Below are 24008 nucleotides of genomic sequence, written 5' to 3'. Positions count from 1 at the left end.
CGGGCCCGTTCGGCTATGGCAGGGGGCCGCTATGCCCCTGCTCCGTTTTTGCCGCTCAGTGCCTGGGCAGGGGTGCCGCGGCCTTGGGAATACCGCCTTCAATAGGCAGGTTCGGGTTGCGCGACCATTCGTTCCAGGACCCCATGTAGATGCGCAGTTTGTGAAAACCCGCTTCGGACAAGGCAAGATAGGTATTGGCCGCCCTAGCGCCCTTGAAACAGTAGATGATGATATCGTCATCCGGCTCCAGCCCGCGGGAGGCCGCAAGGGCCCGGATTTCCTCCTTCGAACGGAAGGACGCCTGCGCATCGGTGACCTTCATGAAATCGTACCATTCGATCCAGACAGCACCGGGAATACGCCCCTTGCGCGGGGCAAAATCCACGCCATAGGGGGATGAGCTTTCGGCCAGCCATTCGACCCGGTCGCGATTGTCCAGCAGCTTGACCTGCGGGTTATCCAGCGCCAAACGCACGTCTTCATAGGTCGCCATCAGTTCGGAGCAGATCTTCAAGGGAAAGGCGGTGCGGACCGGGGCTGCGGCCTGGGTTGTCAGGGTGCCGCCGGCCTGTTTCCAGGCTTGCAGGCCCCCATCAAGCACACCGACCCTGGGGTACCCCAGATAACGCAGGATCCAGTAGCCCCGGCAGGACCCGCCATAGCGGGTATGCAGGGCGTCCTCATAAATAATGGCGAGCTTTTGACCGTCGAGCCCGTAACCGGAAAACAGGTCGGCAAACGTGGTCTGGAGTGTTTTCAGCCCCTCGGGCGTCGTTTCCGCCAGATAGGTAAAAATATCGGGCATGTTGAGAGCGCCCGGCAGATGGCCCGCATCAAAATCCTTGCGGTCGCGCACATCGATCAACACGACCTCCCCCCGGGACAGGAGGTCCTGAACCTGTTGGGGCGTGTAAAGGACGGTGTCCGGCATTCTACTTCTCCACGACTGTTTGCGCGCCACCTTACGCGCAACGCTCCACAGCCTGTAGGCATGCCCATGCGGCCCCGCCATGACGCAGACAGGCACCTGCCGTATCGATCGACCGGGAGAAAGCAGAAACAGCACGCACCACCGCGCGGCGGGCCGCCCCCAAGCCCCGGACCGAACAACGCCTTAAGAAATAAAGGTAAAAGTTTTTGGTGGCGCTTTTTTCAAAAAGCGTCAGGGAGCGTCACCCATGAAAAAAGGCGACACCCGGAAATTTTTGGATACGGTCAGCATATCGATTGATACGAAGCCGCGGCAGACAAGCCCGGCTTCGCGCCAAATCAGGGTTTTGCTGCGAGCCCGCGCAGCAAAACCCTTTTCCCTAGACGGTTTTTCGAAAAAGCAGATCAGAACTCGGAAGAGAAGGTGAAGTGGTAGATACGGGGCAGTCCTGCATACAGGCTGGATGCCGCACCCGACGTGCCCGCCGGCGCACCTGTATAGACCGAAGCCCAGTACCGTTCGTTCGTGGCGTTGCTCACCCCAAAACGCACCACCCAGGGAAAGCGGGCGACATGGAAGGCATAGCGCGTGCCCAGGTCCAGCGTCGTGTACGATCCGGTATGCAGCGTGTTCTGGATATTTGCCGCACGGTTCGCCATGTAATGGACATTGGCGTTGAACGCCCAGCCAGCGGCGAAGGATCCAAGCGAGGCAGGCAGCCGGTAATCCAGCAAAAGATTGGCCTGCAAGGGGGCTGCACCCACAATCTCCTTGTGATTATAGGCGGCTATGCGGCTGCCCACCAGTTCCGCATCCAGCCAGGTAAAGCCGGCAAGAACAGACAGGTTGGGCAGAACCTCGCCCGAAATCTGGGTTTCCACACCGTAATTGCGCTGCGTTCCATAATATCCGTAGGCCAGACAGTTACTGCCGGCCGAACAGGAGGAATTCGCGGCGGGGGCGGGCATGGCATATTGTGAGCTCATGCGGAAACCCGAAACGTTGAATTGCATTTTCTGGTAACGGAGCTTGTATCCGACTTCATATTCCTCGGAATGTCCAACAGGCAATGCGGCGTTCGGGTTGGAAATATTGGCGCTGTTCGTGGCGACGGGACCCGCTTCGACCGACCGGCCATAGGTGAAATAGAGGGTCTGGTTTTCGGTGGGTTTATAGAGCAGGCTGGCCGTCGGGCTGAAAGCCGCATTGGTTGGCGGAAGCTGACGCACGGCACTTGCAGCAGTCGAACGACTTTTCTGGTTGATCCAGCTCCAGGCCAGCGTGCCCATGATCGACCAGTGCTTGTCAATCCGCAGCGTGTCGCCGACGATAAAGGACTGGCTCATGACACTGCTGGATTTGAAATTCCTTTGGCTATAATAAGCCTGCTGGCCATTGGTGGGCGCGGCCCCGTACAAATTGTACGTTCCCATCGCCAGCCCGGTGCTTGGGACTGCCCCTGCCACACCGACGGGATTGAAATTCCCCATCATGTAGCCGTTGGTGCCAATAACCAGGTCGTGCCTGACCGGCCCGGTGTAAACCCGACCGTTAAAATACGCCATGTTGCTGCCGACGCGGAAATCGTTTGCCGAAGTGGCCGCTTTGGTCGACGCGGAATAAAATCCCTTCGTCCCTTCGGTTGCACTCAGCGTGTCGGTTACGCCAAAGGACTGGCGCATGGCGTCCTGGTAAAGCCCGCCCAGCGTGAAGCTCCAGTCATCGTTGATCTGGTGCTTGATCTTGCCCAGGAAGGTGTTGGTTTCCATGTTGTAGCCGCTCCAGCCCGGGGCGAGACGCCTGCTCAGGTCCGGTGCCTCGGGCAGGCTGCCGCCTACGCCCGCGGCAGGAATCCCGAAGGCGGGTGCGGTGCCGCGTTCGGCATAGGTATAATGGCTGGCGTCGAGTTCGATGACCGTCTTGTCGTCCAGATGGATATCGAAATCGGCACTGACCATTTCACGCCGGATCCAGCTATCCGGCGCGTAGGCCGTGCCATTGGCATGCAGCATGTTCAGGCGGTAGCCGAACCAGCCATTGCGGCCGACACGACCGGAAATATCGCCATTGACCGTGGGCGTGCCGATGGAATCCACCCCCACCGAAAGCCGTTCGGTCCGTCGGTCGGTCGGGCGCTTGAGCGTATATTCGAACACGCCAGCGGGGTTTTCAGGCCCGTACATGGCCCCCGCCAGGCCGTTGAGAACCTGCAGGTTATCCACCCATTCCGCCGGGTAGGGGGTGGTGGACACCACGTTCAGCCCGTCCAGGCGGGAGTTGGAGACCACATCGGCCTCGAACCCGCGTGACTGCGGGCGCGACGTGTTGGGATCGCCACGGATTTCAAGCTGCACGGAAGGCAAATATTCCGCCATGTCGTTGATATTGCGGATCTGCTGGTTGACCACGACATCGTGCGGCACACCCATGACGGAATAGGGCGTATCCAGCGTGTCCCTATTCCCCAGCGGGCCCAGATAGACGATCTTGTTCATGTATTTGGCGCCGGTGCCGTCGGCCGCGTGGTGGCCATGGACATTCACCGTCTCACCATTGGAGCCATCGAGAATACCGGCAATGGGGCCTGTGGTGGCCTGCGCCGTGGTAACCCGCGCCCGTGCAAGCGGGGCCCGACCGGGGGCCGTGGCAGGCGCTGTGCTGGCAGGGGTTGTCTGGGTGGCTGCGCTGGCGGGTGTGGAGGCCGGTATTCTGGTGGTGGCCGTTTTTACGGCGGGCTGCCTGCCGGTCTTGCCCTGCTGGGTGGCGGCAAGGGGGGCTGCCAGTGCCGAGCCTGTCAGCAGCAGGGCGCTAAATGTCCCGGCGACGAAAACGGTATGAAAACGATCGTGCATAAATCCGATGGGTCCAGACTATGAATAAAGAACATGATGTGTCCTCCTTCTGCCAAGCCCGATGCGCCGTTGTCCATATATCTGCGTGCATAATCCTATATATGGGCGAATATAATCATGGAGTGATGCCAGAATAATACAGTTGTGGTGAATCCTGCGGGTTTTCACGCACCACAATCTGTCACTCAGTGCCTATTGTCACCCTGCACGGGTTCGGGATCGCGCCGCCCCGCACGGGCCGATGCCATGGCGGGGAACACGCCGTCACGCAGGATCAGCGCGTGAAGCAGTGCCGCGCCAAGATGGATCACGATAACCGCGAACAGCGTCAGCCCCAGCCATGTGTGCACATGCCGCAGCAGGGCGAACAGGGCGGGATCGTGCGGCAGGATGGGCGGCAGATGCACGCCCTTGCAGAACACGACAGGATAGCCCCCGGCGGACAGCATGCCCCACCCCACCAGCGGCATTGCGATCATCAACGCATAGAGCAGGATGTGCGAACCCAGCGCCGCCGCGCGCTGGAGGGCAGGCAGGCTGTCCGGCAGGGGGGGCGGGGGCACAAGCAGGCGGTTGCCCAGCCGCACAAGGGCCAGTGCCAGGATCAGGATACCCATGGGGCGGTGGAGCGAGAGCAGGGTGTTATAGGCAGGCCCCACGGTTGCGGCCATGAACACGCCAATAAAGAGCATGCCCAGGATCATGATGGCCATCAGCCAGTGCAACACCCTGGCCAGCACGGAAAAACGGATAACGGGCATCGTGGCTGGCACGGTCATGGCTGGCCTCCGGGCCCGATACTTGCCGGGCTGACGGCGCTGGGGGGTTTGGTCTCGCCCGAGCGGATGACGAAAGAGCGCATATAGGCTGACGAGCGGGCGGGCAGAATCGGGTCGTCCGATGCGGCGATTCCCACAGGCAGGATCGTCGGATCGTAGGTGATACCGGTGCACGGACCGTTATCCTCGCTCTCGGCCCGGTTCAGTGTCAGCGTTCCGGCATCGACCTGGTCCCGGTCGGCGGGCCAGGCGACGGTCGGATCGGAAGTGGGATCGGACACCGTGCCGATGCTTATCATCAGCCGCCATTGCAGGGGCCCCTGCCGCAATGCCGCGATCAGGCCATCGAACAGGGTGTTGGCCTCGATCCGGGCTGCGGGGGCCTGAACGGGCGCAAGGGGAACCATCGCCCAGCGCACGGGCACCACCACGCCATCGGCATCGATAAAGCGGAAGGCGTCGAGGCTGCGATAGGTGTCGTCCGCAAAGCCGCTGGTTATGCTCCGTTTTGCAACCTGGGCCGCCGCCCGTGCCGTGTTGGGATGCGTTGCCATGAACGGCCCAACGCGGGCGGGGTCGGGCTTGCCGGTTGTGGGATCGGGGCGGGTGGCCAGCAGCAGATCGTGAAATTCCTGCGCGGTGCGGGCGACAAAAACCGGAATGTCATTCAGCCCCATGCGCCATTCCTGGCCATCGGGCGGCATGATACGCAAGGCCATGCTGCGGACTTTGGCCGGGGCATCCGCCTGGAACGGCATGCCACCCGCCAGGGCGAAGCGCCCCACCACCGGACTGCGCCCGGCCCGCAGGACCGACGCCGTGGACAACCGGCTGGCCTGCCCGTTGCCTTCGAACCAGCCCGTCACGCATACGCCTTTGGCATGATTGCTGCGAAAACCCCGGTGGCGCCCATCGACCGCGCGCAGGGCGTCGATCATGCCGGTCTGGGTCAGCCTGCGGGGCGGCAGCCAACCGGCGGTCCAGGCAAAAGCGCTGCATAGAATTGCCAGAACCGCACCGATCAGGGCCAGTCGCATCAGCACGCGGGGCCCGGGCGTGAAAAAGGGCACCCTGGTCGCGGGCCTGTCGGGTGGTTCTGCCATCATGACCTCGATTCCCGGGAATGATCCGCCAAGGCAGGAAAAATCAGCGCGAACGGCGCCACGGCCGACCGGAACCGTTCGTGCCGCAAGGGTGCGTATTGTGGTGCAGAATGTAAAGACAATGCCGCCGGTCGGGTTTCATGGGCCCTGGGGGAAATATTCCGCATGCCCTTAGCTGCCCGCAGCGCTGTCCTTCCCACGGTTGCCCCGTGGGTATCAGCGGCTGTGCGCGCGGCCGCGCGTGTGGCTATCCGCGAGGGACACAGAGGGGGGGCAAAGAGGGCGACCCTGGCGGCAGCCCGCACGCCACCCGCCCGGTGTGGCACGCAGCGCGGGAGCGTTTTTGGCCCGGTGACATGGCTGCGCTCTATGCAACCTTTCATGCTGTTGTATGCTTGCCGGTATCGTGGGCAGGTTGTCGGGCCCCTGTTGCTTGGCGTCTGCCTGACCATTTTTTCCGAAAGGGACTTCAGCATGAGCATTTTCGGCTCCATTCTCTCCGCCATTTTCCACCATGCCGCACCCACACCGGCCAATGCCGCCACCCCCGCCGCGCCAGCCGGTGCCCCGGCGGCGGCAGCCGCTGCCGCTGTGGCCAGCACGCCGGCAGCGGCCCCCGCAGCCCCCGTCAATGTGGATGCGGTGCTGAGCGACATGGCCGCCAAAAACGGCCAGAACCTGAACTGGAAGGAATCCATTGTCGATCTGCTGAAACTGCTCGGCCTCGACAGCTCCCTGGACTCCCGCAAGAAGCTGGCGGCCGAGCTGGGCTATACGGGGGATACGAACGATTCCGCCAGCATGAACATCTGGCTTATCAAGGAAGTCCGCCAGAAACTGTCCGAAAACGGCGGCAAGGTGCCCGCAGGCCTGTAACCGGCCGGCCCCTGGGGGCGTGTGCAGCGCACGACATGCACGCCCCTTGCAATTACCCCCGGGGGCGTGCTCCCCGGGGGCTTTTAAAGACTTTTACGGCGCGGTTTTCTGAAGCTTTTTGAAAAAAGCTTCACCAAAAACTTTTATCGGGTGCTGCGCTATTTCACAGCCGGCACTTACGGCGTCTGTGCTGGCACGGCGGGGGGCTGCGCGCCTTGCGCGGCCTGGCGTTTCAGGGCTTCGACCCGGTTCAGTTCCTCCACGATCGGGGCATCGTGTTCGTTGGGCAGGGGGCGGCTGAACAGGTAGCCCTGTACCTCGCTACAGCCTTCCTCACGCACGCGATCGAGATGGGCCTGGGTTTCCACCCCTTCAGCCACCGTGCTCACGCCCAGGCGCCTGCCCAGCGTGGCCACCGCCTGCACCACGGCGGCGCAATCGGGCCGTTCCACCGCATCGCGCACGAAGGTGCCGTCAATCTTGATCTTGTCGAACGGGAAAGCCCGCAAATGCGCGAGCGAGGAATACCCGGTGCCGAAATCGTCCAGCGCCACGCGCACCCCGAAGGCGCGCAGGCTGCGCAGTTCCGCCATGACATCCTGCTCGTCACCCAGAAGGGCGGTTTCCGTCACCTCGACTTCCAGCCGGTCTGGCGGCAGGCCCGTTTCCGCCAAGGCACGCTGAACGGCGCTGACAAGCGTTCCCTCACCAAACTGGCTGGCCGAGACATTGACCGCCACCCGCGCGCCATCGGCCCAGCCCACGGCTTCGCGGCAGGCGGCGTTCAACACGAAATCGCCCAGCTCGTCGATCAGCCCGCTCTGTTCGGCCACCGGCACGAACTCGCCCGGAGAAACCCAGCCGCGCTGGGGATGGTACCAACGCACCAGGGCTTCACGCGCGATGACGGCACCTGTGTCGATGGCGACAATCGGCTGATAGAAGACAAACAGGCCTTCGCGCTTTTGCAGCGCGTCACGCAGCTTGGCTTCAAGCCGCACGCGTTCCTGGATACGGGCTTCCATTTCCGGCTGGAACATGCGCGAGACCCCCTTGCCCGCCGCCTTGGCGGCATACAGGGCCATGTCCGCGCGGCTGAGCAGCGCTTCTCCCGTTTCCCCGTGCTGGGGGGCAAGCGCTATGCCGATGGACGCACCGATCTGGATGGACCGGTCGTAATCGAGGTCGTACGGAACGCCCACCGCCGTAATAATCCGCCGGGCCAGGGCCTCGGCCTCCTCCGCATTGTGGTGGGGGACGAGAACGGCGAATTCATCCCCGCCCAGCCGGCCGACAAGGGTTGCGGGGGCGTTGCAGATACTGCGCAGGCGGCTGGCCACCTGGTTGAGCAACGTGTCGCCAATGCGGTGGCCGCGCGTGTCGTTGACCAGCTTGAACCCGTCCAGATCGACGAACAGCAAGCCCACGCGGTTGCCCGGTGTCGCCAGGCGGCGGTCCAGTTCCTCGTAAAAGGTGGCGCGGTTGGGCAGGCCGGTCAGCGTATCGTAATGCGCCATTTGCAGGATGCGCTGTTCGGATTCCACTTCCTTGGTCACCAGCGCCCAGGTCAGCATGGGGCCGATATACGCGCCGTCATTATCCGTGACTGCCGAAACCTTGAGGTCCAGCACCTCCGGCCCCAGCTTGATCCGCGCGTTATGCGGCAGGTTGGCGGGGTCGGCCAGAATGCGGCGCTGATGCTGCGGGTGCTTGTGAAACACGTCGATACAGGTGCCCAGCAGGTCGTCGGCCGTCAGCGGCAGCAGGTGCTCGATGCGCCGGATCAGGCGTTTGGAGGTCTCGTTGACGTAATTGATGTTCAGGGTATCGGGCTCGACCGTCATCACCGCCACGGGCATGTCATCGATCATGCGCAGCAATCGGCTTTGCGCCTTTTCGCGCGAAAGGGCCTCGGTCGAGGCGTTGACCATGCGGACAAAGTCACGATGCTGGAACAGGATGACCACGACCGACACGCCGATCACGAGCATGACGTTGATCGTCATCGCGACGAAAATGGGATTTTCCGTCGCCACGAAAAAACAGACGAAGAACCCGCCCCCCACAGCCGCCACGGCCAGCGCGGCGGAGCACAGATGGACCAGGCAGAACATGGTGCCCAGGGCGCCCACAATCAGCACGAAGGCGACGTAGCTCTGCTCATACGCATCCCCATAGGGGAACAGCGACAGCGCCCAGGCCGAGAACATGGCCCCCAGCACGCCCGCCAGCACGTTCGCGCGCCGCAATTCGCTCATCACGCGTTCGCGGGTGGCCGCGACATTCCTCTTGCGCCACCAGAGCACCAGGCGGAACAGGCATATGCCTGTCAGCAGCAGCGGGCCGTAGACGGTCAGGGCCAGCGGTGCCTGATGGATGAATGCCAGGGCCAGCACCCAGGCATTGGCCAGCAGAACGAAATACAGAAGCGGCATCAACCGCGACAGGGCGGAAAACTGCGCCCGCAGCAGTTCCGGGTTTTCGGAACGCACGGATATGAAGGCGATAAACCGCGACAGGACCTGCTGCACCATCATTGCCCGTTTCCGCCGCCCGCCACCGGCCCCACGGGCCCTTCTGGCGGCGCCTGAACGCCCTGCGTGCTGACGGAAACCGCAAGCTGGGTCAGGATCACGGAAGAATCGCCCCCGGCATGGCTGCCGGCAGGGCCTGGCTTCAGGCCGGGATCGGTGTGGGTCGCCACGGTCATGGCTTGCGCGCCGGACAGGGAAACGTCCGTTGGGAGGATGGGAGCAGTATCGTCATGGTCGCACGTGATTTGCCCGCTCTCGATAATCTGATCAAGGGGGACAGGCCGACCAAGCAGAAACCCCTGGCCTTCGTCACAGCCTTCATTGCCCAGCATGGACAACTGGTCATAGGTCTCGATCCCTTCAGCCAGGACGGGAATGCCGAAAGAGCGCCCCAGCCCCAGCACGGCGCGGATAATGGCAAGTGTCTGCGGGCTGGACACCGCGTTACTGCAAAACGAACGATCGATCTTGATCCGGTCGAACGGAAAGGACCGCAGCGTATCGAGCGAGGAATAGCCGGTTCCGAAGTCATCTAGCGCAACGCTGACACCCAGGGCCTTGATCTGGCGCAACATGCGCAGGGCCCGTTCACGATCCGCGAAAATGGTGGATTCCGTCAGTTCCAGTTCAAGCTGGCCGGGCGGCAGGCCCGTATCGGCCAGCACTTCCATGACCAGCTTGGGCAGGTCGGCATGCAGGAACTGCACGGCCGAGAGATTGACCGCCACCTTGTAGGGCGGGTCCCATGCCGCCGCCTTCTGGCAGGCGGTGCGCAGCACCCATTCGCCAATGGGAATGATCAGGCCGTTTTCCTCGGCCAGGGGAATGAACTCGGCGGGGGGAATATCCCCCACCTGCGGGTGGTGCCAGCGCAGCAGCGCCTCGTACCCCGTGATCTGCCCCGTGCCGATCACGGTCTGCACCTGATAATGCAGGGAAAGCTGGTCGCGGATCAGCGCGTCACGCAGGTCGGCCGCAAGGGCGCGGCGGGCGCGCAGCATTTCATCCATCGCGGGTTCGTAAAAGCAGATCTTGCGGATCGGGTCCGCCTTGGCGCGATACATGGCCAGGTCGGCATTGTTGATGAGGGTTTCCTTGTCCCGCGCATCATCCGGCCAGATGGCGACACCAAGGCTGGCACCCGACGGCACCTCGAACCCGTCAAGGCGGATGGGCTTGAACAGGGCCGTTTCCAGGCGGGCGAGAAATTCGGAAATGCCGCCCCGGTCATCCATCCGGTAAAGGGCCGCGAATTCGTCACCCCCGGTGCGGGCGACAAATTCGCCCTCATGCAGCAGGCCCTTGAAACGGCGGCCCAGAATACGCAGCACCTCGTCCCCCGCCGCATGGCCGCGCAGGTCGTTGATTTCCTTGAAACGGTTGAGGTCGATGCCCACCAGCGCGAACTTGCCCTTGCGTTCATGGGCAAGCTCCTTCTCGAAATCCAGACGGTCGTTGAAACTGGCGCGGTTGGGCAGGCCGGTCAGCGTATCGCTCATGGCCATGCGGTGCAGCCGCGCCACGGATTCCGCGCGCACGCTGTCATCGATCAGGTAGCTGGCAAAACCCGCGCCGACAATGACCAGCGCCGTGCCGATCACGGCCAGGGCCAGGGCGTGCAGGGCTTCGGGGTTGGAGAACGCGCCGCTGGCGGCCACCGGCGTGACGTGCAGCGCCGCCATGCCCGTGAAATGCAGGGACACGATCGCCAGGCCAAGGATAGCGGCCATGGCGTTGCCCGCCTGTGGCCCCCCGCGCATGGCAACCTGCATGGCCGCGGCCGAAAGGACGACCGACAGCACGATGGAGGCGGCAAGATAGCGCATGTCCCATGAAACAACGCCCGCGACCCGGTACGCCATCATGCCCGCATAATGCATGGCCGCGATCGCCAGCCCGATAACCCCGCCCCCCAGGGCAGGGGTAAACCGCGCCAGCCGGCTACCCGCCAGGACAAAGCCGATCGTGCTGCCCACCACCGCAATCAGCAGGGATGCAATGGTCAGAACCGGGTCGAACGCCACGGGCACGCCCGGGTCGTATCCTAATATGGCAATGAAATGCGTGCACCAGATCGCGACCGCCGCAGTCAGGGATGTCAGGAAATACCAGCCATATTTCTGCAGACCGGTCGTCTCGATGGTGCGCAAAAACAACCGGGCGGTAACCCAGGAACCTCCAATGCAAAGCAACCCGGCAGCCAGCACCAACCACAAATTATGTTCATGGACGATGCAGCCAAAGACCATCTTCATGCAGATCCCCCTTCTCGAATATGTCCTTTATAGAACAGGTTACCGGTTTGACCTCCCGTATTTTACTGCCTGGCGCTCTCTTACGCTCACAACCCCGTCGTTACGATCCCGGTTCAATGCCCAGGCGCACGATCTTGCCCGGCCCACCGGCCGCCAACGACCACCCGGGCAGGGGGCACGGGCTGTGTTTTCCTTGCGAAAAAAGGCCCGGCGCGTGGTCTGGCGGGGCCGTCCATCACGGGTGGGCCCTTTGCCTACCCCATGCGCAGGGGGGCCCGGCCATAGGCGTTTCCGGCCAGGACCAGCCGGGTCAGGCTGTCCAGGAACGCCTGGCGTTCGGCACCCGAGAGCGCTTCTATCGTGCGCTGGTGCGCCCGGGCGGCGGGCCGCGCCATGCTTTCCAGCAGGGCCTGTCCTTCGGGGGTAAGGAACACGCGCTTGAGCCGCCGGTCCTTGGGCGTGCGCTCGCGCCGGACCAGGCCGCGCGCTTCAAGCCGGGCGGCGACATTGGCCAGCGTGGTGCGATCGACCCCGACCGCCACGGCCAGTTCGTTCTGGTCCAGCCCGGGCTGAAGGGCCGCCGCACTCATGATACTGTACTGCACGGGGGTGACGTTGAAGCCGCCACATTCCTCGGCAAACAGGGCGACATGGATCTGGTGCAGCCGCCGGATCAAAAATCCCGGCCGCCCGGGCAGGCCCGCCGCCCATTCGGTAGCCCAGCCCGACGGGTCCTCCGATACGGACTTCTCGGCCGTGGAATCCTCCAACACGGGGGCGGTGCCGGCCGCGCCGGGGGGCAAGGGGGCGGCGTCATCCACGGAGTCTGCGGCTGGTTTATCGCTCATGCCCCTTGATACCAGCCGCCGCAGCGCCTGCCAAATCCGGCATTTGCGTAAATGCGGCGCCACCGCCTGCCAGGGCAGGCATGATCCATCGGGCGACCGGAAGGGAATTTGTCGTATCGGGGACGAGACGAGTTCTTGCATCGCCCCAAATCGTCAGTATACTGACTTTTAGTGAGCCCGGAGGCACCCATGAACCCTGTTTTCGACCTGATCCTTCACGCTGGCACCGTCATCGACCCCATGACCAACCGCCACGAGGTCTGTGACATCGCCATTGCCGATGGGCGGATCAAAGCCATCGCCCCCACGCTGGACCCTGCCCTTGCACGCGAGAACACCGACGTGTCGGGCAAGATCGTAACGGCGGGAATGATCGATACACATGGTCATATCTACGAACACGTCACGGGCCGATTCGGGCTGAACCCGGACCTGGTGGGCGTGTATTCGGGTGTCACCACCATTATCGACCAGGGCGGGCCAAGCTGCATGACCATCGGCGGCTTCCGCAACTTTATCGCAGCCCCTGCCAGGACCCGTGTGCTGGCGTTCCTGTCGGCCTATCTGGTGGGCGGGCTGGAAGGCCATCTCTACCCCGAACTCTATGGCCCGGCCCAGACCAACGTGGCCCACAGCGTGCGCGCCGCGCGTGAAAATGCCGATCTGGTGCGCGGCGTCAAAGGCCATGCCGAACTGGGCGGCGTGTCGCGCTGGGGGCTGGATGTGATGCGCATTGGCAAGCAGATCGCGCGTGAGGCGGGTATTCCGCTTTATATCCATCTGGGCCAGCTCTGGCCCACGGCGGAAGACAACCCCGATATCGACGCCGATGAACTGGTGCGCGAACTCCTGCCCATCATGGAGGAAGGCGACGTGCTGGCCCACCCGTTCACGCGGCATCCGGGCGGGTTCATCTCGGTCGAGACGGGGGAGGTGCATCCCGTCATCTGGGCGGCACTGGAACGCGGGGTGACGGTCGATGTCGGCCATGGCTCGCATTTTTCCTTCGACATGGCGCGCAAGGTCATGGATGCGGGCATTGTCCCCTACACGCTGGGTGCGGACATGCATGGCTATAACGTGAAAGTGCCATCGGCCACCGACACCGCGGACCGCAAGCTGAACCCCTTTGCCGGGGTGGCCCCCTTCAACCTGACCCATGCCATGTCCAAGCTGCTGTATCTGGGCATGCCGCTCGATCAGGTCCTCGCCACGGTCACGGCCAATCCCGCGCGCATGATCCGCATGGAGGACACGCTGGGTTCGCTCCAGGTCGGGCGCGAGGCCGATATTTCGGTGCTGACCCTGCATAAGGGGCATTTCGGCATGATCGACAATAGCGGTGTCAGTGTCACTGCATCGGAAATGATCACGCCCGATTTCTGCCTGCGCGCGGGCGTGCGCTATGACGCCACCAGCCCGCTAGTGCCGCCGCTGGACTTGCAGGCCGCATGAGCGCGCCGGGGCCGCATTCTTCCCTGCCCTGGGGCAGCATGAGCCACGCCGCCCGCGACGCCGCCTATGACAATGTGGCCGCCGTTCCCGGCAGCCGGGACTGGATGGCGGCCCTGCGCGCGCGCTCGGCCGCATACCGCGCGCGCCACGCCGCAACCACGCGCGATATCGTCTGGGGCACGCAGCCCCGGCAGCGCTGGAACCTGTATCCCGCAGCGGACCCCCATGCCCCCTGCCTCGTGTTCATCCACGGCGGCTACTGGCAGTGGAACGACCCCGAACACTTTGCCTGCCTGGCCGAAGGGATGGCGGCACAGGGCTGGTCCGTGGCCATGCCCGGCCATACGCTGGCCCCGCAGGCATCGCTGCGCGCCATCGTGGCCGAGATCGACGGCGCGCTGGACTGGCTGGCGGCCCAGGGTGCGACGCACGGCATTGCGGGCCCGCTTGTCGTGTCCGGCTGGTCGGCCGGGGGCATGCTGGCGACACTGGCACTGGACCACCCGGCGGTTGTGGCAGGGCTGGCCCTTTCAGGCATTTACGAGCTTGGCCCCCTGCGGGACACGAAGCTGAACGAGGCCCTGGCCCTGGACGACGGAGAAATAGAGAGCTTCTCCGCCCTGCGCCGCCCGCCCTCCCCCAAGCCGCTGGCCATTGCCTACGGCACGCGCGAACTGCCTGCCCTGTGCCATGACAGCCGCAGCCTGCACCGCCTACGGGCCGCAGCCCACCGGCCCGGCCTGCTGGTGCCCGTGGCCGGGGCGGAGCATTTCAGCATCCTCGACACGCTGGGCACGCCGGGGGGCGAACTTACGCGCGTGGCATCCCTGCTAGCGGGTTGAAAACCCGCGTCCCCCCTGCCCTGTCCTTTTCGCATCAGACCCGCTGCGCACCCTGTGGGCCATCCCCTGGCCCTGCCGGTGGCATCTGGCCCCACCACCCCGGCCCGGGCGATGCCGCAACTGTCATCCCGCCGGGGCAAAAAGGCGTAACCGGGTTACTGGCTTTGGGATTTCGATCCGGCTAATCTGGGGCGACAGGTTTGGGTGGGAGCATTTTCAGTGCAAGAGACCGAGCAGAGCGACTGGCTGACCGAGGGCAATCTTATGGTCCGTGTCGTGGCAATGCCCACGGACACCAATGCCGCGGGCGATATTTTCGGCGGCTGGGTGGCGGCCCATATGGATCTGGCGGCCAGCACCACGGCCGAGGACAGGGCCGGCTGCAAATGTGCCACGGTCGCGGTGGACGGGCTGGTCTTTCATCGCCCCATGACGGTGGGGGACGAGCTGAATGTCTATACCCGTATCCTCAGAATCGGGCGCACCTCCATGACCATCGAGGTCGAGGCAGTGCGCCGTGTGCGCCGCACCACCACCCGCCAGAAGGTCACGCAGGGGCGCTTCACCTTCGTGGCGCTGGACGATAACGGCCAGCCCCGCGCGGTGGACGCCCCGCCGGCGGCCTGAACGCGGGCCGCACACCGGGGGTGGCGGGGCGGCTTCAGCCCGGCTGGTGGCCGCTTCTTGCCTGTTCCAGCCTGCACAGCCCGTAATAAAGAGGCGAGACCACGACCAGCCCCACGATCCATGACAGGTCGGCCCCCCCAAGGGCGCGGGCGATGGGGCCTGTGTAAAGATCGGTCGCGACAAAGGGCATCTGCACCGCAACGCCCACCACATAGGCGATCAGGGCCGTGATGTTGATCCGCCCGTAAATGCCGCCATCACGCTTGAAGAAGGAGGCGACATCGTATTCGCCGTGATGGATCAGGTAGTAATCCACCAGGTTGATCGCGGTCCACGGAATGAGCACGCATAACAGCAGGAACAGGAAGTTCATGTAACTGTGCAGGAAATCGGCCTGCGCCCCTATGGCCATGCCGATCCCCAGCACGGCAATGAAAATGCAGAACCCCACCCGCGCACGCAGGCCCGGCCGCCAGTCCGGGGCAAAGGTCTGCAGCAGCGTGATGCTGGCCAGCATGCCGCCATAGATATCGATAGCCCCGCAGCAGGCCAGGGTTACGGTCAGCAGCACGATGGCGGGGGCGGCAAACGCGCCAAGGCTGCGGGTCAGCGCACCCACTACATCCCCATCGGCCGCCAGCACGCCCATCAACGCGCCCAGCAGCATCAACGGCACGGCCCCTGCCACCACCCCGCCCCACGTGCCCCAGAACGCCGGGGCCGCCCCCGTGCGCTGGGGCAGGTAACGCGAATAATCGGACACATAGGGTGCATAGGAAATCTGCCACAAAGCCGCGACCGACAGCGCGCCCAGAAAGCCCTGGGTCGAATATGTCCCATGCATGAGGATATCGCCCGGCAGGGCATGACGGGCGACCAGCACGCCAAAACACAGCACCAATGTTGCCGCCGCCACCACGGTCGTCACCCGCCCGCAGCGATGGATGATGTCATGCCCCATGATGGCGATGGCCAGTGCCACCGCCCCCACCAACGCGATGATGGCGGGTGTGGCCACCGAAGGAAAAGCCCCGTGGATGGACCGGCCCGCAACGGCTGCGTTGGAAGCGGTGTAGCCGGTATACATCATGACCACCACGACCGTGACCAGGGCCGAGCCATAGGTGCCGAACTGGCCCCGGCTCTGGATCATCTGCGGCACGCCCAGCCGTGGCCCCTGGGCCGCATGGGCCGCCATGAAGACAGCCCCCACCACATTGCCCAGCACCAGCGCGCAGGCGGCGGACACAAAGCCCAGATGGAACGACGTGGTGGCGAGCGAGCCCGTCACCAGCGTAAGCAGCCGGACATTGGCCCCGAACCACAGCGCAAACAGATGGCCCGCCGTGCCATGCCTGCGTTCAGGCGGGATAGGGTAGATCGTGTCGTGTTCCAGATAGGAAACATCGCTCTGGGTCATGCAGTCTTCCGTTTTGTCCTGGCGGCCCGGGTGCGAGCGAGACGACGCACCGACTGGGGTTGGACCGACTGGGGGTGGAGGGCTGCATCTTGCAACGCGGCCTCGTACCATTACGATGCCATAATGTCAGCATACTGACAAATAACCCGCAACCTTTTTGCGCACCACACCACGCAGGCGTGACGCCCGGCCCTGCTCCAGTGCCGGCCACACAATCCTGGGGCCGCCATCCTGCGCGCCAGGGGGGCGATTCCGTCATTGCGGGCGGCACCGAAAGGTCCCTGCCGAACGGCCCGGACACGCGGCCCGGCTACGGCTCAACCACGATCCACGGGCAAGGGCGATGGGCCCTGCCCTGGTCCGGGCATCATACGCGGCCTTGGGGTCAGCTATAGCGTTTCGTAATCAGGAAGCGCGCGAAGCGTTCGGGAACCAGCAGGGTCAGGACCGACCAGCCCACGATCATCAGGCGGGTGGACAGGCGCTGGAAGCTGGGCCGGAATGGCAGCAGCAGCGCATCGAACAAGGCGCGCGGCCTGCTGTCACCGGGCAGAGGGTGGGCCTTGGGGGTCAGCCGCAGGGATGCGACCCGGAACTGCAAAAGATTACCGCCGAAAAACAGGATATCGGTCGTGGGTGGGGGCACGCCCCTGATCCGGCAGGCATTCTGTGCGGCCTGCAGGCGTTTCATCCCGCGGGTGACTTCGCGGCTGTAATTGGTGTCGCGCGCGGTCATGGTGCTGTCATTGGCACCATGCATGCGGTACAGCACCAGCGGCTTTGGTATGGTGATAACATCGCCCATATAGGGCGCCATGGCGATACAGGTTGAATCCGTCGCCGCATCATGCGTGCCGTCGAGCGGGAAAATGGCGTTCAGGAACCTGCGCGACCACGCATTGGCCGAAGATGGCGGGGTGGGGTATTCGAACGTGGCGTCCACCCATTGGCGGATCTGTGCGGGGGGCGGGGCAAGGGCCATTTTGGGAACCGTGCCGCCATTGGGTCGTTTTTGCGTATCGACACGCTGCATCATCACTTGGACCTTGCTCAGCCCTTCGCGCCAGACGGAGGCGATTTCGCGCAGCAGGCCGGGCAGCAGGACATCGTCCGAGTCGAGAAAAATAACGGCATCGCCGCGGCTTATCTCAAATCCGGTATTATTGGCCTCCCGCTGGCCCCGGTTTTTCGTGAAAACCGCCCTGATCCGATCGCCATAGCGCGCGATGACATCGGCCGAATCATCGGTCGATCCATCATCGACGACAATCACCTCCACATGCGGCCAGTCCTGCGCCAGCGCGCTGTCTATCGCATCCCCCACGTAACGGCCATAATTGTAGTTCGCTATGATGATCGAGAATAAAATATCGCTGTTCATCGGCAATACCGGCCCCCGCGCCACACCTGACCGCACACGGCCCGACGGCCTGCGTATGAAACAGGGCAGGAGAGCAAAAGGTTGTCTACGGGGGCGAAAATATTTGCCCCACCGCACAAAATTCACAGCGCAGGCGCGTGAGCGTGCAACCCTGATGGCTTCTGCACCGTTCGCCCAAAGCAGCCAGACGGGATCCGGCATGCCGTTTCACCACCCAATCAGGCAGGAGGCATGTGATGGTGCATTACCTTGCTACAGGACCGGCCGGTGGTGTCGGCACGCCGGTGGTACTCGGCCTGGGCGATGTGGGGCGTTTTATCGCGGTGTTCAACAAACACGGACACATGGCCTTCGCGCCGACGGGGCCGAATGGAGACCAGGCGGGAACGGACGCGGCCCCGGTGCCACCTGATCCGCTTGCGGGCCTGGCCTATCCGGGCCGCCCCTTGCCTGACGACGCAGGCGAGATGGGGCCGCTTGCATGATTTTCAACGCGCCATTGTATCAGCCCGTAGCGATACTGCCTGATGACGCTGGTGGTTTTTCCCTTTCCATGATGCTGTCTTTCATCGCCTGAGACAAGAATAACGCCGAACGCGCAGGATCATTCTCCATGACATCCACCGACCATGCGCGCCTGACCCGCATGCAGACAGTTCTGTTCAATGCCGGGTGGAACATGCTTGGCCGGATCGGGCCGGTTGCCGTAGCCCTGATCGTCACCCCTTTCCTGATCATGCGGCTGGGGCTGGACCGGTGGGGGGTGCTGACCATTGCGCTCAGCCTGGTGGGTACGTTCGGCATTTTCGATTTCGGGCTGGGCCGCGCGCTGACCCGCGCCGTGGCCGAACACATAGCCGATGGCCGGGAGCACGAAAGTGCCACCCTTACCCTGACGGGCATCCTGGTGCTGGGCCTGTTCGGGCTGGTGGGGGGCGGGTGTGCGGCCCTGGGTGTCAAGCTTTGGGTGTATCATGGCCTGAAAATTCCCAGCGCGTTGCAGCACCAGACCGTGGTGGCCATGTGGGTGTTATGCGCCACGGCCCCGCTGGTCATGATCAACGCTGCCATGTGGGGCGTCATGTCGGCGTATCAGGCGTTCCGCACCGCCAACCTGCTCAACGTGCCCATTTCGGTCATGTATTACCTGGGCCCGTTGCTGATCCTGCAAGTATGGGACAGCCTTGTTGGCGTCATGCTGATGCTGGCCTTGTGCCGCCTGGCCATGACGGTGGGCTATGGGTTGGTGTGCCTGCGGATCATGCCATCGCTGCGGCATGCCCGCCCTGCATGGCGTGAACTGCGCCCGCTGTTTCGCATTGGCGGATGGATGACCGTATCCAACCTGATGTTTCCCGTGCTGTCCTATATGGACCGCTTCATGATCGCGACCGTTCTGTCGGCCGCCATAACGGGCTATTACACCACCGCATTCGACGTGGTGGCGCGGCTGTCCATGATTACCATGGCCGTCACCAGCACGGCCTATCCGGCCATGGCGGCATCCTGGCGCAAAAACCCCGCTGCCACCACCACACTTTACCGCAACAGCATCCTGACCGTGGTGGGGCTGCTCTTTCCCTTCTGCCTGCTGGGCTCCCTGTTCAGCCACGATATCCTGCTGTTGTGGGTGGGGCCGGATTTCGCGCTGCACAGTACCGCGATCATGAAATGGCTGAGTATCGGCGTGTTCTTTTTCGGCATGGATGCGGTGGCTGCGGGTTTTCTCGACGGGATTGGCCGGGCGGAGATCAACGCGATCCTGTCCGTGGTCGAGGTCGCCCTTTATGTGCCGTTGCTTCTGGTGTTCCTGCACTGGTTCGGGGTCAATGGCGCTGCCTATGCCTGGGCGGTACGCAGCATGGCGGACTGCCTGGTTCGCATTTCCCTGGGCATTCGCCTCTATCCTGCACTGACAGAGGTCGTGCGCCATCTTGTTCCCGCTGGGCTGGCGGGGCTCTTGGCCATGCTGCTGGCTATTCCCGACACCACGCATTTTACCAGCACGGTTATCGGCACGGCGGGTCTTGGCGCGTTTTACCTCATCCTGTGGAGCTACGCCCTGACTGACGCGGACAGGACCAGCCTGCGCCTGAGCCTTGCCCGGGTCTGGACCATGGGCCGACAGGCGTTGCACTGGTAAGGCCGCCCCTTTGATCAGGAATGATAAAAAATTCAAAAATATTATGATCTTTGAAGCTTTTTGGAAAAATCTTCACCAAAAACTTTTCTTCATTGGACTGGGTGGTTCTGGAACCCTCGGAACGGGTTTGACGGGCGGCGTTATTTGCCGGTGAATGGTTGCCCGTCCCACATCACGACCTTGCCCGGCCCGCATACCGCCCCCTGCGTTCCCCCAAAACCGTAGAGGGCCGCAGGCAGTTTGGTATTGTTGTAAGGCAGATGCGTTTCGACATAACAGGGCTGCCTGGGGTTTTTGGCATCCCAGCCATCGACGGTAATGCTTGAACCCGCACTCATGTAAAGCGCACCCGCGGGCACACCCTCCAGCGCATCGAGCACGATTTCCGGCTTGCCGGTATCGTTGTTTTCGATATGCCCCGTAAAGGCGGTCGGGCCGCGCAGGATCATCTGCTGGGTGTTGAAGTCGAAGCTGGTGCCTTCGAAATCGAATTCCCAGCAGGATTCTTCGTCCAGACCCACGACGGCGTTGTTATAGATCGTCCCGCCCGCGAAGGTCGAACGCTCGCCCGCATTATGCGTGCCCGGCTGCGTGTAGATGCCGATATTGCCATTGCCGATCAGCACATTGAACATATCCACACCCCAGACATTATGCCCCAGGGAAAGACCGCGATTGAACCCCTGGATGGACACGCTGATCAGCGTCATGGCCGCATTGATATTGTGGTTGCCGTTATCGGTATAGTTCATGGTAATGCCGTCAATGGCCTTGCTGCCCCGCAGGGTAATGCCTTCCAGCCGGTTGAGGGTTGTCTTGTCCCGGTGGGGAAAACCGTCCTGCGACACATAAAGGCAGGTGCCCGAGGTCATGCGGCAGTCAAACGTGGCATTGCGCAGGCTGACCAGATCGGGGTTGATCCTGAGCGGTTTGCCCAGCGTTTTTGTCGCCCCCTGCAAATCGATGTCGCAGCCGCGTGTGCCTGCATAACACCCATCCAGCAGGGCTTGCAGGGCAGGACTGTCATCAGCCAGCGCCGCCATGGGAACGGCAAGCCCCAGAATGCTCAGAACCAGGCAATATTTCATTCGGCTGTCCCCTTGCCGCATATCCGCGCACCTGTCCGGGCGGGACAGGCGCCATACGGGACCGGGCCCCATGACCCGAAAGGCGCGGCCCGGGGGTGCACCACCGCAGGCCGCCCAGCCCCCGCCTGACCTAACGGGCGGGCAAGCCCCTGCGTTCCCCCCGTGATCGGGCACAAAGAGACCACCTCAAAAGCCGAAATGTCCGCAGAATAAAAGTTTTTGGTGAAGCTTTTTCCAAAAAGCTTCAAAGACCGTCACCTTTTTGGAAAAAAGGCGACACCAGAAACTTTTATAACTCTTTATCACTGCGTTGTTTTAAATGCCCTCTCGTTTGGCTCCGGACATACTGCCAGGGGGCTAGACCGTGCCCCCCATGGCGGGGTCCGTCAGGCCGGGCAGGCCTGTTTCCACCCGGCCGGCCACATGGCAGAAGAACGTGCTGTCATTCCGGGCGGTCAGGATCACGTCATACCAGTTGGCGCTGGCTGCAAGGTCTATGGTAACGGTGCGGGTCTGGCCGGGGGACAGGGTGATCTGGCGGTCCCCGCCTGTGCGGCCGGACAGGCTGAGTACCGCCTGCTCATGCCCATGATTGGCTAGGACAAGGGCAAGGCCTGCGTGCCGGGCATCCTGTCCTTTCTGGTAATGACAGGCGACAGCCACTGCCCGGGTGGCAAGCTGGCCCCGGTAATGCCGGTAGAACCCGTTGGGGCCGTGCACCTCGATATTGTAAAGACCATCGGTAAAATCGGCCGAAGGATAGCTCAGCCGCATGTGATCCCCGGCGGCCACCGCCCATGTGGCGGCGGAAAAACCGTCCTGCACCGCCGTGTCACGCAGGCCGCGCCGATAGACGTTGAACGGCGCACCCGCTGCCTTTGCCCCATGCAGCGTGCGCGAGGCCGCCAGTTGCAGCACGACCGATGCGCCACCCGGTGCGGGCTGCATGTCACAGGCCAGTTCGTACGGCAGCGCGCAGGACGGGCGTGTGCCCGGTTCCTGCCAGGCGATGGAACGCAGGGCCGCCCCTTCCTTGCGCAGGGCCGCGACCTCATCGGCAGTGAAGGCGTGGTAGCCCTTGGGGTAGGGGCGGCTTTTCGCGCGCTGGATTTCCTCGATATGCTGGTCGCGGTCGAGAAAGGCCAGATGCGGCGGCGTGGCCTCGAACGGGCGGAAGCACGATGTCAGGTCGCCGCTGACCGCGCGCCGCCAGTCCGAGATATTGGGCTCGGCCACCGGCTTTGCGAATTTGCGGGACAGGAAAACTTCCAGGAACTGCAAGGAGGATGAATGATCGAAGACCTGTGAATTCACCCACCCGCCCCGGCTCCATGGAGAAGCCACGATCATCGGCACGCGAAAGCCCAGCCCGACCGGCCCGCTGCGGGCAAGATGCCCGGGCACGCCACGCGCTTCCTCATCAGCGGCGGTGGTGTATTCCAGCCCCGCATTGCGGATGGAGGCCGAACTGCCGCCGGTTTCGGGGCGGGTCGGATCGGGGGCCACGTAGGAGCAGCCATGGTCGAAAAAGCCGTCATTTTCATCATAGGTGAGAATGAAGATGGTCTTTTTCCACACCTCGGGATTTTCGGTCAGGATATCCATGATTTCGGAGACGTACCACGCCCCGTACCATGGCGATGTCGGATGGGCGGAAAAACGCTCCGGGGCCGCCAGCCAGGAAACAGTCGGCAGGCTGCCTTCACGCACGTCCTTGCGGAACTGGTACAGCATGTCGCCCTTGGGGGCCTTCATGCTTGTGGCGCGATCGCCATCGCTGAATTCCAGCACTTCAAGGTGGCGATAATCCGGATCGCCCTTGTTGGTGACGAAGGCGCGCTCGAACAGGTCCCGCTCGGCGGGGGAAAGCGGTGTTTCGCGGCTGGCGCGCGTGCGGCGTTCCTGCAAGACGGCAAGCAGGGCCTGGGCTTCGGCCAGTTCCTCGTCCCGGCGTTCGGACACCAGCATTTCGCTGCGTTCGAGCTTTTCAATATTTTTCAGGCAAGCGGCAATGCATTCATCCACCCACAGCCCGTAGCCGGGATTGTCCGATACGTTATACGCATCGAAACATTCCAGAACATTGCACGCAAAGTTGGACAGCCAGGCTCGTTCCTCACCCCCCAGGCCACCGGTCTGGCTCAGTTCGTTCTGGTAGAATTTCCACGATATGCCGGCCTGGCTCAGCCGCTGGGGGAAACTGGTCCAGGTCATGCCACCCTGAAGAATTTCAGGGTTGCGCATGTAGACGGCCGACCCCGGTTCCTGCCTGTCACGCACGGTGCCGCTCCAGAAAATCAGCCGGTTCGGCGTGGTGCTGGTCATGGCCCCGCAGTAATTCTGGTCGCAGATGGTGAACGCATCGGCCAGCGCATAGTAAAACGGCAGGTCTTCGCGCGTGTGGTAGCCCATGGTCAGCGGGAAATGGGCGAACGCCTTGTGGTGCGACCGCTTGACATCCACCCAGCGGTCATGCCGCCCTTCGTTCCAGGCATCGACCTGGCTGTCGCGCGAATGCGGGATGGAGCCCATCCAGGTAATGCAGCTATCATGCATGTTCAGCCGCCATGGGCCGTAGGTTTCCCCCGCCTTGCCGCTTTGCAGAAAGACCGGGTTGCCGTTGGCCAGCGTCAGGGCGCGCGGGTCGTTGAAACCGCGCACACCCTGGAGCGTTCCGAACATATGGTCGAACGACCGGTTCTCCTGCATCAGGATCACCACGTGCTCGGCATCCATGAACGTGCTGCCCGGCTCGGAGGCGATGGCATGGGCCCGGCGGATGGAGTCCGGCAGGCTGCCCGCAAGCCCCGCCGTGCCCGACAGCAGGGCGTATTTGAGAAAATCGCGGCGTGTGGTCATGGATTCTCCTGGTGC

At 63.2% G+C, this 24008-nt stretch carries 17 protein-coding genes; 6 read left to right on the top strand and 11 right to left on the bottom strand.

Going from position 1 to position 24008, the window contains the following annotated elements; translation table 11 throughout:
* Positions 1-55: 55 nt before the first annotated feature.
* The 4 genes from J2D77_RS08410 to J2D77_RS08395 form a co-directional block, all read right to left on the bottom strand.
* Positions 56-931: a sulfurtransferase gene (locus J2D77_RS08410; protein ID WP_207845831.1), complete on the bottom strand. Its 876-nt coding sequence runs from the start codon at positions 929-931 to the stop codon at positions 56-58.
* Between the two features lie 404 nt (positions 932-1335).
* Positions 1336-3783, bottom strand: a complete 2448-nt coding sequence (locus tag J2D77_RS08405; protein WP_207845830.1) for a TonB-dependent siderophore receptor — start codon at positions 3781-3783, stop codon at positions 1336-1338.
* A 185-nt stretch (positions 3784-3968) separates the two neighbouring features.
* On the bottom strand, positions 3969-4562 hold the full coding sequence (locus tag J2D77_RS08400; protein WP_230975659.1) for a cytochrome b: 594 nt from the start codon (positions 4560-4562) through the stop codon (positions 3969-3971).
* Positions 4559-5668 carry a catalase family peroxidase gene (locus J2D77_RS08395; RefSeq protein WP_230975658.1) on the bottom strand — a complete coding sequence of 370 codons (1110 nt, stop codon included), beginning with the start codon at positions 5666-5668 and terminating at the stop codon, positions 4559-4561. The genes J2D77_RS08400 and J2D77_RS08395 overlap by 4 nt, the downstream gene beginning before the upstream one ends.
* Before the next feature lie 471 nt (positions 5669-6139).
* On the opposite strand from J2D77_RS08395, the gene J2D77_RS08390 reads away from it, so the two are divergent.
* Positions 6140-6541: a DUF3597 domain-containing protein gene (locus tag J2D77_RS08390; protein WP_207845829.1), complete on the top strand. Its 402-nt coding sequence runs from the start codon at positions 6140-6142 to the stop codon at positions 6539-6541.
* A 176-nt stretch (positions 6542-6717) separates the two neighbouring features.
* Here the strand turns inward: J2D77_RS08390 and J2D77_RS08385 are convergent, their stop codons facing one another.
* The 3 genes from J2D77_RS08385 to J2D77_RS08375 all read right to left on the bottom strand — a co-directional run bounded on the left by J2D77_RS08385 (position 6718) and on the right by J2D77_RS08375 (position 12178).
* Positions 6718-9078, bottom strand: coding sequence for a putative bifunctional diguanylate cyclase/phosphodiesterase (locus J2D77_RS08385; RefSeq protein WP_207845828.1), 2361 nt, complete (start codon positions 9076-9078; stop codon positions 6718-6720).
* A complete protein-coding gene (locus J2D77_RS08380; RefSeq protein ID WP_207845827.1) occupies positions 9075-11330 on the bottom strand; it encodes a putative bifunctional diguanylate cyclase/phosphodiesterase in 2256 nt (751 codons plus the stop codon). Before J2D77_RS08380 ends, J2D77_RS08385 begins: the two co-directional genes overlap by 4 nt.
* A gap of 254 nt (positions 11331-11584) precedes the next feature.
* Complete coding sequence (locus tag J2D77_RS08375) at positions 11585-12178, bottom strand: MarR family winged helix-turn-helix transcriptional regulator (protein ID WP_207845826.1); 594 nt, start codon at positions 12176-12178, stop codon at positions 11585-11587.
* A gap of 189 nt (positions 12179-12367) precedes the next feature.
* On the opposite strand from J2D77_RS08375, the gene J2D77_RS08370 reads away from it, so the two are divergent.
* The 3 genes from J2D77_RS08370 (at position 12368) to J2D77_RS08360 (ending at position 15102) form a co-directional block, all read left to right on the top strand.
* A complete protein-coding gene (locus tag J2D77_RS08370) occupies positions 12368-13633 on the top strand; it encodes an amidohydrolase/deacetylase family metallohydrolase (protein WP_207845825.1) in 1266 nt (421 codons plus the stop codon).
* Positions 13630-14475 (top strand): alpha/beta hydrolase, encoded by an 846-nt coding sequence (locus J2D77_RS08365; RefSeq protein WP_207845824.1) that lies wholly within the window; start codon positions 13630-13632, stop codon positions 14473-14475. Before J2D77_RS08370 ends, J2D77_RS08365 begins: the two co-directional genes overlap by 4 nt.
* Before the next feature lie 264 nt (positions 14476-14739).
* Positions 14740-15102 (top strand): acyl-CoA thioesterase, encoded by a 363-nt coding sequence (locus J2D77_RS08360; protein ID WP_207845972.1) that lies wholly within the window; start codon positions 14740-14742, stop codon positions 15100-15102.
* A 34-nt stretch (positions 15103-15136) separates the two neighbouring features.
* Here the strand turns inward: J2D77_RS08360 and J2D77_RS08355 are convergent, their stop codons facing one another.
* Both J2D77_RS08355 and J2D77_RS08350 read right to left on the bottom strand, forming a co-directional pair.
* The gene (locus J2D77_RS08355; protein WP_207845823.1) at positions 15137-16522 is read right to left on the bottom strand and encodes a purine-cytosine permease family protein; all 1386 of its coding nucleotides are present in this window, start codon (positions 16520-16522) and stop codon (positions 15137-15139) included.
* Between the two features lie 385 nt (positions 16523-16907).
* The gene (locus J2D77_RS08350; RefSeq protein ID WP_207845822.1) at positions 16908-17903 is read right to left on the bottom strand and encodes a glycosyltransferase family 2 protein; all 996 of its coding nucleotides are present in this window, start codon (positions 17901-17903) and stop codon (positions 16908-16910) included.
* A gap of 236 nt (positions 17904-18139) precedes the next feature.
* Here J2D77_RS08350 and J2D77_RS08345 point away from each other — a divergent pair, with 236 nt between their 5' ends.
* Positions 18140-18388 carry a hypothetical protein gene (locus tag J2D77_RS08345; RefSeq protein ID WP_207845821.1) on the top strand — a complete coding sequence of 83 codons (249 nt, stop codon included), beginning with the start codon at positions 18140-18142 and terminating at the stop codon, positions 18386-18388.
* A 128-nt stretch (positions 18389-18516) separates the two neighbouring features.
* Positions 18517-20046 (top strand): flippase, encoded by a 1530-nt coding sequence (locus J2D77_RS08340; protein ID WP_207845820.1) that lies wholly within the window; start codon positions 18517-18519, stop codon positions 20044-20046.
* A gap of 140 nt (positions 20047-20186) precedes the next feature.
* On the opposite strand, the gene J2D77_RS08335 is transcribed toward J2D77_RS08340, so the two are convergent.
* Both J2D77_RS08335 and J2D77_RS08330 read right to left on the bottom strand, forming a co-directional pair.
* On the bottom strand, positions 20187-21134 hold the full coding sequence (locus J2D77_RS08335) for a hypothetical protein (protein ID WP_207845819.1): 948 nt from the start codon (positions 21132-21134) through the stop codon (positions 20187-20189).
* 357 nt (positions 21135-21491) lie between these two features.
* Positions 21492-23993, bottom strand: a complete 2502-nt coding sequence (locus tag J2D77_RS08330) for a phosphocholine-specific phospholipase C (protein ID WP_207845818.1) — start codon at positions 23991-23993, stop codon at positions 21492-21494.
* Positions 23994-24008: the final 15 nt, after the last annotated feature.

Source organism: Acetobacter garciniae (genome assembly GCF_017377735.1).
GTDB lineage: Bacteria > Pseudomonadota > Alphaproteobacteria > Acetobacterales > Acetobacteraceae > Acetobacter > Acetobacter garciniae.
This window is presented reverse-complemented; position numbering and strand designations above follow the sequence as displayed.

Bases quoted from the DNA above. Each gene is read 5' to 3' on its own strand.
- J2D77_RS08410 (WP_207845831.1), bottom strand. From the start codon at position 931: ATGCCGGACACCGTCCTTTACACGCCCCAACAGGTTCAGGACCTCCTG.
- J2D77_RS08340 (WP_207845820.1), top strand. From the start codon at position 18,517: ATGACATCCACCGACCATGCGCGCCTGACCCGCATGCAGACAGTTCTG.
- J2D77_RS08390 (WP_207845829.1), top strand. From the start codon at position 6,140: ATGAGCATTTTCGGCTCCATTCTCTCCGCCATTTTCCACCATGCCGCA.
- J2D77_RS08365 (WP_207845824.1), top strand. From the start codon at position 13,630: ATGAGCGCGCCGGGGCCGCATTCTTCCCTGCCCTGGGGCAGCATGAGC.
- J2D77_RS08370 (WP_207845825.1), top strand. From the start codon at position 12,368: ATGAACCCTGTTTTCGACCTGATCCTTCACGCTGGCACCGTCATCGAC.
- J2D77_RS08355 (WP_207845823.1), bottom strand. From the start codon at position 16,522: ATGACCCAGAGCGATGTTTCCTATCTGGAACACGACACGATCTACCCT.
- J2D77_RS08345 (WP_207845821.1), top strand. From the start codon at position 18,140: ATGGTGCATTACCTTGCTACAGGACCGGCCGGTGGTGTCGGCACGCCG.
- J2D77_RS08335 (WP_207845819.1), bottom strand. From the start codon at position 21,134: ATGAAATATTGCCTGGTTCTGAGCATTCTGGGGCTTGCCGTTCCCATG.
- J2D77_RS08395 (WP_230975658.1), bottom strand. From the start codon at position 5,668: ATGATGGCAGAACCACCCGACAGGCCCGCGACCAGGGTGCCCTTTTTC.
- J2D77_RS08375 (WP_207845826.1), bottom strand. From the start codon at position 12,178: ATGAGCGATAAACCAGCCGCAGACTCCGTGGATGACGCCGCCCCCTTG.
- J2D77_RS08400 (WP_230975659.1), bottom strand. From the start codon at position 4,562: ATGACCGTGCCAGCCACGATGCCCGTTATCCGTTTTTCCGTGCTGGCC.
- J2D77_RS08385 (WP_207845828.1), bottom strand. From the start codon at position 9,078: ATGATGGTGCAGCAGGTCCTGTCGCGGTTTATCGCCTTCATATCCGTG.
- J2D77_RS08380 (WP_207845827.1), bottom strand. From the start codon at position 11,330: ATGAAGATGGTCTTTGGCTGCATCGTCCATGAACATAATTTGTGGTTG.
- J2D77_RS08350 (WP_207845822.1), bottom strand. From the start codon at position 17,903: ATGAACAGCGATATTTTATTCTCGATCATCATAGCGAACTACAATTAT.
- J2D77_RS08330 (WP_207845818.1), bottom strand. From the start codon at position 23,993: ATGACCACACGCCGCGATTTTCTCAAATACGCCCTGCTGTCGGGCACG.
- J2D77_RS08405 (WP_207845830.1), bottom strand. From the start codon at position 3,783: ATGCACGATCGTTTTCATACCGTTTTCGTCGCCGGGACATTTAGCGCC.
- J2D77_RS08360 (WP_207845972.1), top strand. From the start codon at position 14,740: ATGGTCCGTGTCGTGGCAATGCCCACGGACACCAATGCCGCGGGCGAT.